Annotated in this window: 14 protein-coding genes and 2 pseudogenes; 7 read left to right on the forward strand and 9 right to left on the reverse strand. The window is 69.7% G+C overall.

Features of this window, described 5'->3' with window-relative positions; genetic code table 11:
- Positions 1 to 170 precede the first annotated feature (170 nt).
- The gene (locus tag ACGFS9_RS01790; RefSeq protein WP_393249732.1) at positions 171 to 1,583 is read right to left on the reverse strand and encodes an MDR family MFS transporter; all 1,413 of its coding nucleotides are present in this window, start codon (positions 1,581 to 1,583) and stop codon (positions 171 to 173) included.
- A 197-nt stretch (positions 1,584 to 1,780) separates the two neighbouring features.
- On the opposite strand from ACGFS9_RS01790, the gene ACGFS9_RS01795 reads away from it, so the two are divergent.
- Positions 1,781 to 2,542: a phosphoglyceromutase gene (locus ACGFS9_RS01795; protein WP_161303734.1), complete on the forward strand. Its 762-nt coding sequence runs from the start codon at positions 1,781 to 1,783 to the stop codon at positions 2,540 to 2,542.
- A gap of 130 nt (positions 2,543 to 2,672) precedes the next feature.
- Here the strand turns inward: ACGFS9_RS01795 and ACGFS9_RS01800 are convergent, their stop codons facing one another.
- On the reverse strand, positions 2,673 to 3,401 hold the full coding sequence (locus tag ACGFS9_RS01800; RefSeq protein ID WP_393249734.1) for an IS5 family transposase: 729 nt from the start codon (positions 3,399 to 3,401) through the stop codon (positions 2,673 to 2,675).
- Between ACGFS9_RS01800 and ACGFS9_RS01805 the strand changes: the two genes are divergently transcribed.
- Together ACGFS9_RS01805 and ACGFS9_RS01810 are read left to right on the forward strand one after the other, a co-directional pair.
- Positions 3,331 to 3,603, forward strand: a complete 273-nt coding sequence (locus ACGFS9_RS01805; protein WP_393250545.1) for a hypothetical protein — start codon at positions 3,331 to 3,333, stop codon at positions 3,601 to 3,603. The two genes, ACGFS9_RS01800 and ACGFS9_RS01805, sit on opposite strands and share 71 nt — an antisense overlap.
- A gap of 172 nt (positions 3,604 to 3,775) precedes the next feature.
- A pseudogene (locus ACGFS9_RS01810) lies at positions 3,776 to 3,913 on the forward strand (IS5/IS1182 family transposase); the annotation flags it as partial.
- Positions 3,914 to 3,930: 17 nt separating this feature from the next.
- On the opposite strand, the gene ACGFS9_RS01815 reads toward ACGFS9_RS01810, so the two are convergent.
- Positions 3,931 to 4,260 (reverse strand): hypothetical protein, encoded by a 330-nt coding sequence (locus tag ACGFS9_RS01815; RefSeq protein WP_393249736.1) that lies wholly within the window; start codon positions 4,258 to 4,260, stop codon positions 3,931 to 3,933.
- Positions 4,261 to 4,270: 10 nt separating this feature from the next.
- The gene (locus ACGFS9_RS01820) at positions 4,271 to 4,786 is read right to left on the reverse strand and encodes a hypothetical protein (protein ID WP_393249738.1); all 516 of its coding nucleotides are present in this window, start codon (positions 4,784 to 4,786) and stop codon (positions 4,271 to 4,273) included.
- Positions 4,787 to 5,254: 468 nt separating this feature from the next.
- On the opposite strand from ACGFS9_RS01820, the pseudogene ACGFS9_RS01825 reads away from it, so the two are divergent.
- From ACGFS9_RS01825 to ACGFS9_RS01835, 3 genes and pseudogenes are all read left to right on the forward strand, one after another.
- Positions 5,255 to 6,054: pseudogene (locus ACGFS9_RS01825) on the forward strand (IS5 family transposase).
- A 1,395-nt stretch (positions 6,055 to 7,449) separates the two neighbouring features.
- Complete coding sequence (locus ACGFS9_RS01830) at positions 7,450 to 7,698, forward strand: hypothetical protein (RefSeq protein WP_393249740.1); 249 nt, start codon at positions 7,450 to 7,452, stop codon at positions 7,696 to 7,698.
- A 231-nt stretch (positions 7,699 to 7,929) separates the two neighbouring features.
- Positions 7,930 to 8,205 carry a hypothetical protein gene (locus tag ACGFS9_RS01835; RefSeq protein ID WP_393249742.1) on the forward strand — a complete coding sequence of 92 codons (276 nt, stop codon included), beginning with the start codon at positions 7,930 to 7,932 and terminating at the stop codon, positions 8,203 to 8,205.
- A gap of 425 nt (positions 8,206 to 8,630) precedes the next feature.
- Here ACGFS9_RS01835 and ACGFS9_RS01840 read toward each other — a convergent pair whose 3' ends face one another.
- From ACGFS9_RS01840 to ACGFS9_RS01850, 3 genes are all read right to left on the reverse strand, one after another.
- Positions 8,631 to 10,049 carry an FG-GAP-like repeat-containing protein gene (locus tag ACGFS9_RS01840; RefSeq protein ID WP_393249744.1) on the reverse strand — a complete coding sequence of 473 codons (1,419 nt, stop codon included), beginning with the start codon at positions 10,047 to 10,049 and terminating at the stop codon, positions 8,631 to 8,633.
- 487 nt (positions 10,050 to 10,536) lie between these two features.
- Positions 10,537 to 10,674 (reverse strand): DUF397 domain-containing protein, encoded by a 138-nt coding sequence (locus ACGFS9_RS01845; protein WP_393249746.1) that lies wholly within the window; start codon positions 10,672 to 10,674, stop codon positions 10,537 to 10,539.
- Complete coding sequence (locus ACGFS9_RS01850) at positions 10,631 to 11,545, reverse strand: Scr1 family TA system antitoxin-like transcriptional regulator (protein WP_393250491.1); 915 nt, start codon at positions 11,543 to 11,545, stop codon at positions 10,631 to 10,633. Before ACGFS9_RS01850 ends, ACGFS9_RS01845 begins: the two co-directional genes overlap by 44 nt.
- 272 nt (positions 11,546 to 11,817) lie before the next feature.
- Between ACGFS9_RS01850 and ACGFS9_RS01855 the strand changes: the two genes are divergently transcribed.
- Complete coding sequence (locus tag ACGFS9_RS01855) at positions 11,818 to 12,237, forward strand: ATP-binding protein (RefSeq protein ID WP_393250493.1); 420 nt, start codon at positions 11,818 to 11,820, stop codon at positions 12,235 to 12,237.
- A 160-nt stretch (positions 12,238 to 12,397) separates the two neighbouring features.
- Here the strand turns inward: ACGFS9_RS01855 and ACGFS9_RS01860 are convergent, their stop codons facing one another.
- Both ACGFS9_RS01860 and phoU read right to left on the reverse strand, forming a co-directional pair.
- Complete coding sequence (locus ACGFS9_RS01860; RefSeq protein ID WP_393249748.1) at positions 12,398 to 12,550, reverse strand: hypothetical protein; 153 nt, start codon at positions 12,548 to 12,550, stop codon at positions 12,398 to 12,400.
- 151 nt (positions 12,551 to 12,701) lie between these two features.
- Complete coding sequence (gene phoU / locus ACGFS9_RS01865; protein ID WP_393249750.1) at positions 12,702 to 13,403, reverse strand: phosphate signaling complex protein PhoU; 702 nt, start codon at positions 13,401 to 13,403, stop codon at positions 12,702 to 12,704.
- Positions 13,404 to 13,557 lie beyond the last annotated feature (154 nt).

Raw genomic sequence — 13,557 nt, forward strand, 5'->3', positions numbered from 1 at the left:
CGTGCGGCCTGCGGCCTGCGGCCTGCGGCCTGCGGCCTGCGGCCTGCGGCCTGCGGCCTGCGGCCTGCGGCCTGCGGCCTGCGGCCTGCGGCCTGCGGCCTGCGGCATCGCTCGCGCCATGGGCGGCTCCGTGGTGGTCTGGCACCGCCCGAGAAGGCCAGAGCCCCTGGTCAGGCGGGGGTGGTACCCGTGCGGGACGCGGACGTGGACTCGGATGGGGACGTGGCCGCAGACGTGCACGCCGGCGCGGGAAGGGGCGTGGGGGCGGCCTCCGGCGCGGGACCGCAGCCCACCGTGGCCGGCGTGACCTCGACGACCGCCTCCTTTGCCGGGGACGCGGAACGGGGCTCCGGGACGGACGCGCGGACGGGCTCCCGGACCGGGCCCTCCTCGGGGAGCCGGCGCATCAGCAGCGCGTAGCCGAACCCGGCCACGGTGCCGACCAGCGCGCACAGCCCCCACAGGTACGCGGCGCCGAAGCGGTCGATGACCACACCGGACATGACCGGGGCGACCAGCGAGGCGAGCGCCCAGGAGAGGGTGTACATCCCCTGGTAGCGGCCCCGGCCGTGGACCGGGGAGAGGCGGACGACGAGCCCGGTCTGGGTCGGGGCGTTGACGATCTCGGCGAGGGTCCACACGCAGACGGTCAGGGTGAAGACCCCCACCGATCCGGCGAACGCGGTGAGCCCGAACCCGTACCCGGCGAGGACCGACGAGACGATCAGCAGTCGCCGGGGGTCCCGGTGCTCGATGAAACGGGTCACCGGGATCTGGAGCACCACGATCATCACGCCGTTGACCGCGATCGCCGTTCCGTAGTCGGCCGGGGTGAACCCGGCCTCGCCCATGGCGACCGGCAGCCCGACCGAACCCTGCTGGAAGACCAGCGCGACCAGGAACGACAGGCCGACGACGCTCATGAACCGGCCGTCGCGCAGCACGGTCCGCAGCCCGACGGCGGGCACGGTGTCCCTGGCCGCCTGCACGGGCCTGGACTCGGGGAGCTTCGCGAAGACCACCAGCGCGCAGACCAGGGTCATGCCGGCCTCGATCAGGAAGCCCGCGAGGTAGCTGAACTCGGCGACGAAACCGGCGCCCACGGAGGAGACGGCGAAGCCGAGGTTGATGGCCCAGTAGTTCAGGGAGAAGGCCCGGACACGGTCCTCGGGGCGGACGATGTCCGCCATCATCGCCTGCACGGCGGGACGCGAGGCGTTGCTCGTCATGCCCACCAGGAAGGCGACCGCCGCGATGGCCACCGGGTCGTACATGAAGCCGAGCAGCGCGACCGAGCCGGCGGTCGACAGTTGCGCGACGAGGAGGGTGGGGCGGCGCCCGAACCGGTCGGTCATCACCCCTGCCACGAGCGAGGAGACCACGCCGCCGAGACCGTGCAGGGAGGCGACGAGACCGGCGTACGAGGCGGAGTAGCCCCGGTCGAGGGTCAGGTACAGCGCCATGAACGTGGCGACGAAGGCGCCGAGCCGGTTCACGAGCGTGCTGGCCCAGAGCCACCAGAACGCGCGGGGGAGCCCGGAGACGGTCTCGCGGACGGCACGTCCGACGACGGCGACAGGCATGGAGATCCCCCACGGATGTAAGCGGCTCAAGCGGTGAACACAACTTACGAGGGGGTGGCCTCGGAGAGCCACTCGATTAACAGATGCCGTCAACCGACGGGCGCCGGGGCGGGCGCCGGACGGCGCAACGGGTGCACAGGTGTCCGACTGGCGGCCGAGCGCGCGGGCGACCGGGCGGTTCGATTACGCTCGGGGCCATGGCCGACGCACCGTACAAGCTGATCCTCCTCCGCCACGGCGAGAGCGAATGGAACGCGAAGAACCTGTTCACCGGCTGGGTGGACGTCAATCTCAACGAGAAGGGCGAGAAGGAGGCAGTCCGCGGCGGTGAGCTGCTCAAGGACGCCGGCCTGCTGCCCGACGTGGTCCACACCTCGCTCCAGAAGCGCGCGATCCGCACGGCGCAGCTGGCGCTGGAGTCCGCGGACCGCCACTGGATCCCGGTCCACCGCAGCTGGCGCCTGAATGAGCGTCACTACGGAGCCCTCCAGGGCAAGGACAAGGCCCAGACGCTCGCCGAGTTCGGCGAGGAGCAGTTCATGCTCTGGCGCCGCTCCTACGACACCCCGCCGCCGCCGCTCGACCGCGACGCCGAGTACTCGCAGTTCGACGACCCGCGCTACGCGACGCTGCCGCCCGAGCTGCGCCCGCAGACGGAGTGCCTGAAGGACGTCGTCGTCCGCATGCTGCCGTACTGGTTCGACGGCATCGTCCCCGACCTGCTGACCGGCCGCACGGTCCTGGTCGCGGCGCACGGCAACAGCCTGCGCGCCCTGGTCAAGCACCTCGACGGCATCTCCGACGCCGACATCGCGGGCCTGAACATCCCCACCGGCATCCCGCTCTCCTACGAACTGGACGCCGACTTCAAGCCCCTCACCCCGGGCGGCACCTACCTCGACCCGGACGCGGCAGCGGCGGCGATCGAGGCGGTCAAGAACCAGGGCAAGAAGAAGTAAGCGCCCGCGAACAAGCCCCCTACCTGCGGTTTCTCCGCTGGCAGGGGGCTTGTTGTTGCGCCGGGGCCGCCGCTGGGCCGTGGCGCTTAGAGCTAAAACACGATCATGATCGGGCCTTCTTGAGTCGTCTTCAGCAGATGAGGCTGCAGGCGAGGGAAACGATGGGGTCGTGGAGTTCAGTCCGGCGTTCCCAGCGGACTGCGAGGCGTTTGAAGTGGTGGAGCAGGGCGAAGGTCTGCTCGACGACGTAGCGGAGCTTGCCGATGCCCTTGATGTTGGGTGATCCCTTGCGGGAGATGACGGGCAGGATCCGTCGGTGGCGGAGCTCGTCGCGGTTGGGGTTGGAGTCGTAGCTCTTGTCGCCGAGCAGGGCGTCGGGTCGTCGGCGGGGCCTGCCGGGGCGGCCCGCGACGGGTGGGATGCCGTCGACCAGGGCGAGGGTCTGGGTGACGTCGTTGACGTTGGCCGCGGTCGTGATGACTTTGAGCGGGGTGCCGCGTCCGTCGCAGATCGGGTGGTGTTTGCTGCCCGTCTTCCGCCGGTCGACCGGCGACGGACCGGTGTCGGGTCCCCCTTTTTTCGCGCGGATGTGGGAACCGTCCACGCACGCCCGTGACCAGTCGAGCTCGCCGGCCGCGTTCAGTTCGGCGAGCAGGACCCGGTGCAGCTGGTCGAAGACTCCTGCCTTCTGCCACCGGTCCAGCCGGCGCCAGCATGTCCGTCCCGAGCCGAACCCCAGCTTCAAGGGCAGAAGTTGCCAGGCCATGCCGTCGTAGAGGACGAACAGGATGCCTTGCAGGCAGAGCCGGTCCGACACCGGCCTCGGTCCCGGCGACCGATCCGGCCACGGCGGCAGCAACGGCTCACATGCCGCCGGCCTTCACCGCAGGCTCAAGGGCTGGTCCTCGTGGGCGGCCGGTCAGCTGGACGTGGCGGACGTGCCCGCGGCTGAGGTGGTCCGGATCTTGGTGGAGATCCTGACCAGCAATTCAGAGGATGTGGAGATGGCCCGGCCGGTGGTGCGGGCGGTCATGGAGGAGCTGCGGGCCCGGCAGCAGTAGGCACAAACTGCAGCGCCCCCGCCGACTGCCACGGCGGGGGCGCTCGGGTGTCCGGGGGTGGTCAGTGAGCTCCCTCCAACCTGTCCGGCGGGATAGGCAGTTGGGCTGACAGACGGATGAACCCCCTGGTAGAGGGTTCTCGACCAAGAAATCCGTCTCCACCAGAGCTTCGTGCTGCGCCCTCGTCGAGCAGGCCTTGGCCACCCTCAAGTCCTGGCGGCTCCTTCGCAGGCTCCGGTGCTCGACCACCCGGATCACCCGCCTCGTCCAGGCCGTCCTCACCCTGCATTTGGCCAGCTCAGCCCGATGATGGAAAGCCTCACTCTCTCAGTCCAGTCTTTTCCCCATGCGCGCTGAGAACTTCTCTGTGTCCTTTGTGTGCCACCACTCGAATAGGTGGGTTCGCACGAGCATCCCGAGGTAATTCAGGCTCTCTTCGGAGAGGTCTCCGCTTACCAAACTTGCTTCATAACCCTGGTAGTCAAGTGAGACTTCCCAGAGTTGCCCTGAGACGCTGACCCGGATTTCCAGAAGCAATTTAGGGAAGACAGACGTCACCTTCACCTCAAGGATTTCAAGAGAGGTTCCTCCTCCCTCGCTCTGCAGTCCTGAAAGTCTTTGGGCGAGTACTTCCCTTACTTGCTCCGGGGTGGCCATATGGGTCCTCTCAGCACTTTGCCTCTGCACTCGCTGATGCTGCCGCTACGGCCGGGGTTGTGTACTCTACCGTGGCTGTAATGATCCCCTGGGGCGTCAGACCGCCCGGCGTCCCTCCAAGGGGGCCCTTGTTGACGACCACCTTGAAGTTCTTCCTCGGAGGCTTCGAGGAGCAACCAGTGCCCACCTTGTATCGGTAGTACACCCCGGCAGTCCTCTCGTAGCCGTTGAAGAGTGTGTCACTGATCTTGTTCTTGAAGCTGGTGCTCCAGCGTCCACGCTCAACTATGTGGTTGTAGCCCCAAGTTTTCGTTCCGCAGCGCAGAGGCATCTTTCTCGGGCCGATGTAGAAGGTATAGGCGACCTTGGAGTAGTGCTGCGACTTGCAGGGGTTTGACGCGCTCGCCGTGGCTGCTGCGGGCGCCTCGGTGGATGCATTCGCGGGTATCGGTGCGGTTAGCAGGACAGCGGCCCCCGCTGCCGCGATGAACGTCGCGGTGGACCTGCGGAAATACGTAGCGCGCACGTCTTCTCTTTTCGCTGCCGGATGCTTCTGTATGTCTTCCGTGAGCTTCCTTATGCTCCCCTTCTGAGATTTGTATGTGCAAGGAATCACCGCGTGACCATGTTCACGCTCTGGAGTGGAACCGATACGATGAGCTGCTCATCTCGCCTAGAATGCCCGGTGTGCTCAAGACCGTTCCCTACGAGCTCGTAACACGATCTTGCTGAAGTGCGCTGGTGGGGCGTATCCGGTGTGACGATTCGGCCGAGGCGGTCTTCACGGATGACATTTACACTTTCAGTCGCCCATAGTTTCAACGGATGAGCGGCTCGCAGCGTGAGAGAAGGTAGAGGCCACAGCGTTACGGGTACGCTCCCGGCTTGACGGCATGAGGTGCGCGTACACACGGAGCGTCAGGCCAGGGTCCGAGTGGCCGAGGTACTCAGACGTCATCTCATTTGGTTGAGTAGGCTGTCCGCTGTGGTGGGGATCGTTGAGCGGCTGGTGCCGGACGAGTTGTGGGAGTTGTTCCAGCTGGTGGTGCCGGAGGCACCATCACGGCCTCAGGGTGGTGGCCGGCGTCGGCACGGCGACCGTGAGGTGCGCGCAGCGATCGTGTTCGTGGCGACGTCGGGCTGCACGTGGCAGCAGTTGCCAGCCGCCTCGTTCGGGCCGTCCGGCGCGACAGCTCACCGACGCTTCACGGAGTGGACGAAGGCCCGCGTGTGGGCCAAGCTGCACCGCCTGATCCTCGACGAACTCGGCGCCCGCGGCGGCCTGGACTGGTCCCGATGCGCGATCGACTCGGTGAACATGCGGGCCCTGAAAAGGGGGACCTGACAGGTCCGAATCCTGTCGACCGAGGCAAATACGGCTCAAAGATCCACCTGATCACCGAGCGGACCGGTCTGCCCCTGTCTGTCGGCATCTCCGGCGCCAACGTCCACGACAGCCAGGCCCTGATCCCGCTCGTGAAGGGCATACCGCCGATCCGATCCCGGCGAGGCCCCCGTCGGCGCAAGCCCGAGAAGCTGCACGCCGACAAGGGATACAACTACTCCCACCTGCGGCGATGATTATCCCAGCGGCGCGTCCGGCACCGCATAGCCCGAAAAGGAGTCGAGACCTCACAGCGGCTCGGCCGGCACCGATGGACCATCGAACGCTCAATGGCATGGCTCGCTGGATGCCGTCGCCTCCACCGTCGCTACGAGCGCAAAGCCGAGCACTTCCTCGCCTTCAGTAGCATCGCCTGCACTCTCATCTGCTACCGCAGACTCGCCAAATGAGATGACTTCTAAAGCGGTGCTCAGCGGCACCCTCTTCGATACAGACGGTGCGGCTACGCGAAGGACGGAGCGGCTGCGACCAGCAGACTGCCCGTAACCGCAGTGGCTGTGGTGGGGTTGATGCTGCATTCCTCTGCAACCGTCGTGGCCCAGCAATCCCCCCCAGGTCGCCGTCCAGTCGCCCGCCAGGTCAGTGCTGGGGTCGAGATCCTCGGGCTTGCCCGTGATGCCATAAGCGTCGAGGAGCCGCCGCTCGACACCGAACGGTTCGCCCAGGGCGAGCTCAGGCTGCTCACTGATCCACCGCCGGAGGATCCGTCCACCTTCGGCGATCAGCCACGCCTCACCGTCGTTCTGCTCACTGTGGAAGAAGAGGTGGGCTTTGCCGAAGTGGGCGCTCAGGTGTCGGCACAGGTCGGTGACATGCGCAGTTTGTTGTGAGTAGGGCAGCCCGAAGTACGGTCCGACGACCAGAATCCATCCCTGGATGGGTGGAGTGACGACGACGGTGGAGAACGGTTCCTCCTCGTCGTGCGCCACCTCGTCGATGAGTTCCACGCCGTCGGTCCAGGTGGTCTCCCGTATGTCCGCCAAACCGAGAGCCTTGACCACTTCCGCCTGGTCGGCCGACTCAACGGCGAGCCATGAGAGCCAACAAGCGCGTATGAACGGTGCGGAATCAGTTGCCCCCATGGCCTGCATCGTAGACATCGGCAGAACTCACGCTCCTCGCCGATCCCGGGCGTCGGTCAAGCGGGTCGAGGTTGTGCCGTCTCTGGGTCGTCCGAGGTTGCCCGGCAGTGGCCAATGACGACCAACGACGACCAGCGGCCCGGGCCGGGGCGAAGGCGGCGGCCACGGCATTGCGGGTGCGCTCTTGGCTCGTCGGCATCAGACGCGCGTACACGCGGAGCGTCAGCCCTGGGGCCGAGTGGCCGGGGTAGTCGGCGAGGGCCCTGATGTGCTTGCCCGACAGCGCTCCGCCCCTTCTCGGGTCCCGGGCCGCCCTTTCGAGGCCAGGGGCGCCGATCGACGGCCAGGCTCACATTCTCCTCAGGACATCGATCATGCTCTTGTTGCGCAGATGTCGTCCCGTCTAGTGTCCAGACGTTCGATCGCCACGGGGGCGGTCCACCGCGAAGGTGTCACATGGGCATCGGTTCACGGCGCGCATGGGCCGGCGCTGCCACTGCTGCGTCGCTGTTGTTGTGTTGCGTGCTCAGCTCGTGCACGACGTCGGGAAGTGGTGGGGACCGCCCGGCGAAAAGCTCACCGCCATCTCCGGTCGCTCCCCGCACGGCACCTCGGCTGACGGAGAAAAAGCTCACCGCGCGGGCTCAATCGGCCCTCGACGCAGGTCGGGGCGGAACACTGGTCGAGGCCGGCGTGGAACGCGTGACCGACGGTATCCACACCGAGCCCGCGCTCGGCAGAGGAAAGACCTACCGGCTCAACCCGGTGTGTGCGGGGAGCGGGAGCGCGCGGTTGGCGTTCGTGCCCGCGACCGCCGGCTCCAGGACCACGGTGCCCTGCGATGCGTCAGTGGTTCAGCAGCGCATCTCCGCGGACCGGCCGATCCACATCGACGTCGACGGCGCCACAGGGGCAACCGGCGTGATCGCCTGGCGGATCGACGCCCTGTGAGCTGAGCAGACGGCCCCGAATATGCCGTTGCGGCGCGGCGCTTGCCCGGCCATGCTCCTGGCATGAACGACAGACGAAGGGCTCGTGCCGCGTAGGCGCCCCTCCGCCCTGCGGGGCGAGATACCCAGCCGCCGCCCGATGAGGCGCCGGTATCCCTCGATTCACGGACTCTCCGGATCGTGCACGGCTGATCTGCGGCGGCTGGAACGGGCGCGTTTCTGGCCCGAGTCCGTGGAAGAGGCGTTCTGGCACTGGCGGACCCTGGCCCACGGACCGCTCCGGCACCTCCTCGACCAGATGGAGGACTCCGGGTGTTCCGTCCGAGCGTGCGGTTGCTACGGCGTGGACTTCCGTGGGCACCTGGCTGTCGTGCTGCGGGCGTTGCCGCCCCGGAGCGCGCGTGAACTGCGTGCCCTCGTCCTCCCCCTCGACGCGAAGATTCTGGCGAGAGCGAAGGTGGTTCCCGCGCACAGCCTCGACGCCGCGTGGTGGACGGGGAGGTTCTAGGCGTGCTCCGACCCGTCCCGAGCCACACCGAGCCACTCCGGCCCAACCCGCCCCGGCCGTCGCCCGCTCCGGCCCTGCCCGGGCCCCGGCGTCCCGTCCCCGTCTGCGGTCGCGCCGTGTCTGTTCGGGCCTCGGATCGCACGGAAGCCCGGACCGGGCGGCGCTGGACGTGTCGAAGTCGCAACAGCAAGGCTGTAGTTGGCGCGAACGACGCCGCCTGCTCGTGGACTTGGGCCCGAACCGGAGCCGAAGCCCGGACGGAGGAGCCGGAGCCCGAACGGGAGTCGGCGCCCATGACGTGGGAGCCGACGCCCGGACAGGGGAGCCGGCTCCGGTGCCTGGACGCTGGTCCCGAACCGGGCCGGCGCCGCCGGGGCCCGGGGGCTGAACCGGAGGCGGCGCCGGGGTTCGGTCTCGGGGGCCCGTCAGGGGCGGGTCGTTGCGCCCAGGGCCGAGCCGAAGGCGGCCTTGACCGGGGGGTGGTTCAGGTACTCGGGGTTGACGAGGATGGAGTTCGTGCCGGTCGGGCCGGTGGGGGAGCCCGGGATGACGCTGACCGCGCCGGTGCCCAGGTACTTGCCGGGGGCGCCCACCGTGAGGTCGGCCTTGCCGTCCGCGTCGTAGTCGCCCGCCGTCACCGCCGCGCCGAAGAGGTCGTTGCCCTCGCTCGCCCCGGCCACGCCCGGTGTGTTCAGGGTGATGGTCTGCTGGTGCGCCGCGTCGAGGCCCGAGTCGGTGCCCTTCACGACCGTCACCGCGCCCGCGTTGTTGAAGCCGTCCGGGTCGGGTGCGCCGGTGTCGGCGGTGACCAGGTCGGCGTGGCCGTCGCCGTCGAAGTCGGCGAGCCGGGTCGCCCGGCCGGGCTGTGCCGGGCCTCCGTAGGCGACTCCGGCGCCCAGCCCCGTGGCGGTGCCGGGGTACATCCGGAGCAGGAAGTCGTCCGGGCCGTCCGAGAAGCCGGTGTCGATGACGAGGTCGTCCCTGCCGTCGCCGGTGATGTCCCCGGCCACCACGCTGTAGCCGGCGAAGGGGAGCCCCGTCTTGCCGAGCGCCTTGGTGGTGAGGCCCGTCGCGGAACCGGCGAGGACACCGAGGGTGCCCTCGTCCGCCGGGTCGTCGAAGTACGCCACGGTGGCGAGGTCGGTGTACCCGTCGCCGTTCACGTCCGCCGCGGCGATCTGACCCGTGCCGGCGCCGCCACCGGGCGGGGTGAACGCCTTCATCGCGGGCTTGGCCGTGTCGCGCAGCTTGGCGGCGCCCTTGACCACCTGCACCTTGGTGCCGGCCGCGACGGCGATGTCGTCGCGGCCGTCGTGGTCGAAGTCGCCGACGGCGATGCGGTCGCCGAAGCCCTGGCGGGCGGTCGGGGTGGGTGCGTGGAAGGCGATCGCGTCGTTGCCCAGTCCGCCCTTCGCGCCGAAGACGACGGTGACCGAGCCGGCGCCCTTGACCGTGCCGATCGCCTCGCCGCCCGCGCCGATGACCAGGTCCGCATAGCCGTCGCCGTCCACGTCGCCGACGGCCACGGCGGAACCGAACCGGTCGCCCGCCTCGGGCGTCCCCGGGATGCCCGCCGTGCGCTGGGTGATGCCCTTGTGGCGGGTGGTGCGTACGCCCTGTGCGGTGCCGTACATCACCGACACGTAACCCGCCTTCGCGTACCCCGCGATCGTGCCGCTCGGGGAGCCGACCGCGAGGTCACCGAAGCCGTCGCCGTCGAGGTCGCCCGCGCGGGCCGCTGCCGAGCCCGCGGCGGGTGCCGCCTGCGCGGGAACCGTCGCCAGTGCCCCGCCGGTCACCGCCAGCGCCGTCGCGCACGCCGCGAGGATTCGTCGCCGTCCCATGCCGTTCACACTCCCGTGTCGTCCTGCCGTGTCCCCGGGTGGTCCCGCCGCACGCCCGCGGCGGTGCGCACGCAGCCGCGCGCTCCACGCCGTGGCGGCGTCACCCCAACAGACCCTCGGGACACGTGAACGGTTGCCCTCGCATGGTGGGAGAAGAGGTGAACGCCCGCCCGCCCGGCGGGACGTCAGCGGACCGTGGGCAGGAGGCCGGGGGCCGGCAGTCCCGGCAGGGACCCGGCGCCGGAGCACGGAAGGCGCGTTTGCAGCCGTCGCAGGTCTGGAACGGGTGAACCACCCGTGCGGGAACGTCCCCTTCCCCGAGGGGCGGTTCGGGCGTGCGGCGGGGAAGCGGCAGCGGCGTCCGGCGCAGCCGGAAGGCCGGCAGGCCCGACGGCCCGGTTCTCAAGGGGGCCGGCGGGCCACCGGTCCCCCGTGGACGGGGGTCCGGCGATCCCGCACGGCGGCCCGCGACCGGACCCCGGTGACGTCAGAGGCGGTGCGTCCCGCTCCTCAACTCACCGACGAACAGCGCCCAGACGCCCTCGGAGAAGGGGATCGACGGCCCGTGCGGCACCTTGCTGTCACGCACGGGGACGATGCCGGGGACTCCGTCCAGCACCTCCACGCAGTCCCCTCCCGCCTGATTGCTGTAACTGCTCCTGCGCCACTCTGCGTCGTTCCGTTCGAGACGGGATATTCGCGCCACGGTAGGTGCCCTCCATCGCGGACCGGATCATGTCGAGCGACATGAGCGGCGGCAGAGCCGCCGCCCGCAGGCGATCGTAAATCACGGTGTAGCGGCTGACATGGGCCGTTTCCTCGATGAGCTGGCCGTAGTCGGCGCCCTCCGTGTACGCCGCTGATGTTCCGTCCGGAAGCGCCAGGACGGTTAGTGACCCGCCCATTGCCTCGTGTCCGCCCTGATCGAACGGCAGAACCTGCACCTCGACGTGGGGTGTGCCTGCCGCGGCGAGCAGTTGGGCCAGTTGCTCCCGCATCACCTGCGGTCCGCCGATCGGACGTCGCAGGACGGCCTCGTCCAGCACGACCCACAGGACCGGTCGGTCGGCAGAACGCAGACGTTCCTGTCTGCCCAGCCGGGCGGCCACGCGTTCCTCCAACTGCTCCTCGCCGCTGAGGAGTACGTCGAGACTCAGCACCGCACGCGCATATGCCTCCGTCTGCAAGAGTCCCGGGACCACGTGTGCCGCGTACTGACTGATGGAAGCCGCCTGCCCGGACAATTCGATGAACTTCCGCGACCAGTCCGGAAACGCCTCCCGGTACACGTACGGCCACAGCTCGACCAGAAGGTCGTCCGCGCCGAGCGCCGCGTCGAGGGCGCGTGCCAGCTCCAGCGTGGGTTTCGCCCCGGAGGCCCGTTCGACCTGGGTGATCCTGGTGCTCACCACGTGCGTCCTGCGGCCCAGTTCCGCCTGGGTCAGGCCCGCGTCCGTACGGAGTCGGCGTACGCGTGCGCCGAAGAGCGCCGCCATCGACGTACTGGGGTCGATTCCGTTGGCCAAGGCGTCACTTCCGTTCCTTACGAACCGAAAGGTAAGGCTCTGTCACCTGTCGAGCGTAGGGGTGTGCGCCGACCCTTGAGTACGGAACGTGACGACTCGCGTACGGCGCGGGGCGGCTCAGGGGCGACGGCAAGGACGGACACGCTGTGCTGACAGGAACGACCACCTCGGACGAGGAGCCTGCGTCGGGTGCGGGTGCGGGTGCGGGTGCGGGTGCGGACCGTGACCGGGACGGGGACGGGATCGCCGGGGTGCTGGCCGTCCCGTTCGCCTCCTCGGCGCGCGGCGCCCGGTCCGCCCGGCGTCTCGCCGTGCGGTGGATGGGGGAGCGGGGGTATCCGCCGGAGTCCGACGCGTCCTGCGCCGTGGCCCTCGTCGTCGGCGAGCTGACCGCGAACGCCGTGCGGCACGGGCACGTCCCCGGGCGCGGCTGCCGGCTCCTGCTCGGCCTGGACGCGGAGGCGGGCCTCGTGCGGATCGAGGTCTGCGACGCGGCCGGTGCGCGCCGGCCGCCCGCCGCCGCGCCCGCGGCTCACCCCGACGGGGAGTCGGGACGGGGTCTGCTGCTGGTGGACGTCCTGGCCGTGCGCTGGGGCTGGACACCGCGGCACCCGGTGGGCAAGACGGTCTGGGCGGAGGTGCCGACGGAACCGGCCACCTGACACGTCCGGGAGGACGCGCCCGCCCGCCCGGACGCCTCGCCGTCCCGACCCGCCCCCGGGTCCGGGAGTGGCGTGGAGCGGCGAGGCGTCCGGGCGGGCGGCGCGGGCACGTGTGGGGCCCCGCCGGATCGGCGGAGCCCCACACGGCGTACCGGCACGGTCAGCCGCACTGGCACGGATTGCCCGACTGGCAGCCGCAGCCGCAGCCGGAGCCGCACCCGCAGGCGCCGACCAGCGGAAGGCGCCTCGCCTCGGCGGGCTGCCGGGTGTCACGTTCCTGCGTGGGATCGGGCGTGCCGGGCGATTCGGCCATGGGTCCCTCCTTCAGCCACGAAAGACGGGCGGCGGACGGCGTCGCGCGGCCCCTGTTCGCCCCTCTCCTGCCCACGCCGCCCGGCGCACCAACAGCGCACGGGGGCTTGTTGCGCGCCCCGGGCGTGGATCGCGCGCCCCGGCCGGAGGACCTAGACCCCCTCCACGCCCGTGGCCGGCTGGATGTCGGGCTGGATGTCCGGCTGGAGCTCGTTCGCGTGCTCGCCCGTGACCAGGTAGACGACGCGCTTGGCGACGGACACCGCGTGGTCGGCGAAGCGCTCGTAGTAGCGGCCGAGCAGGGTGACGTCGACCGCGGTCTCGATGCCGTGCTTCCACTTGTCGTCCAGCAGGTGCTGGAAGAGCGTGCGGTGCAGCAGGTCCATCTCGTCGTCGTCCTGCTCCAGCTGGAGCGCCAGGTCGACGTCCTTGGTGATGATGACCTCGGCGGCCTTCGCCATCAGGCGCTGGGCGAGCTGGCCCATCTCCAGGATCGTGGCGTGCAGGTCGTGCGGGATCGCCTTCTCCGGGAAGCGCAGCCGCGCCAGCTTGGCCACGTGCTGGGCCAGGTCGCCGGAGCGCTCCAGGTCCGCCGACATCCGCAGCGAGGTGACCACGATGCGCAGGTCGGTGGCGACCGGCTGCTGGCGGGCCAGCAGGGCTATCGCTCGGGCCTCCAGCTCGTGCTGGAGGTCGTCCACCTTCTGGTCGGCCGCGATGACGGTCTCGGCCAGCTTCAGGTCGGAGTCGAGAATGGCAGTCGTGGCGCGCCCGATCGCCGACCCGACGAGCCGGGCCATCTCGACCAGGCCGTCGCCGATCGAGTCCAGTTCCTCGTGATACGCGTCACGCATGTGGGTGTCCCTCTCTTACGTCAGCTTTCCTGGGGGTCCGGGGTCCGGGACCGGCCTGGTCCGGCCGGCTGGCGGACGGCGGACGGGACCCGTGAACCCCACGCTCCCACGTTCCGGCTCGTACGCGTCCGTTTCCGGCACCCCAAATGAACCA

The organism is Streptomyces sp. NPDC048566, from assembly GCF_043199735.1.
In the GTDB taxonomy this organism is placed as follows: Bacteria; Actinomycetota; Actinomycetes; order Streptomycetales; family Streptomycetaceae; genus Streptomyces.

What these genes read in the sequence shown, in the direction of transcription:
- ACGFS9_RS01795 (WP_161303734.1), top strand. Translation starts at nt 1,781, where the DNA reads ATGGCCGACGCACCGTACAAGCTGATCCTCCTCCGCCACGGCGAGAGC.
- ACGFS9_RS01815 (WP_393249736.1), bottom strand. Translation starts at nt 4,260, where the DNA reads ATGGCCACCCCGGAGCAAGTAAGGGAAGTACTCGCCCAAAGACTTTCA.
- phoU (WP_393249750.1), bottom strand. Translation starts at nt 13,403, where the DNA reads ATGCGTGACGCGTATCACGAGGAACTGGACTCGATCGGCGACGGCCTG.
- ACGFS9_RS01840 (WP_393249744.1), bottom strand. Translation starts at nt 10,049, where the DNA reads ATGGGACGGCGACGAATCCTCGCGGCGTGCGCGACGGCGCTGGCGGTG.
- ACGFS9_RS01860 (WP_393249748.1), bottom strand. Translation starts at nt 12,550, where the DNA reads ATGGCCGAATCGCCCGGCACGCCCGATCCCACGCAGGAACGTGACACC.
- ACGFS9_RS01850 (WP_393250491.1), bottom strand. Translation starts at nt 11,545, where the DNA reads ATGGCGGCGCTCTTCGGCGCACGCGTACGCCGACTCCGTACGGACGCG.
- ACGFS9_RS01790 (WP_393249732.1), bottom strand. Translation starts at nt 1,583, where the DNA reads ATGCCTGTCGCCGTCGTCGGACGTGCCGTCCGCGAGACCGTCTCCGGG.
- ACGFS9_RS01805 (WP_393250545.1), top strand. Translation starts at nt 3,331, where the DNA reads ATGCCTTGCAGGCAGAGCCGGTCCGACACCGGCCTCGGTCCCGGCGAC.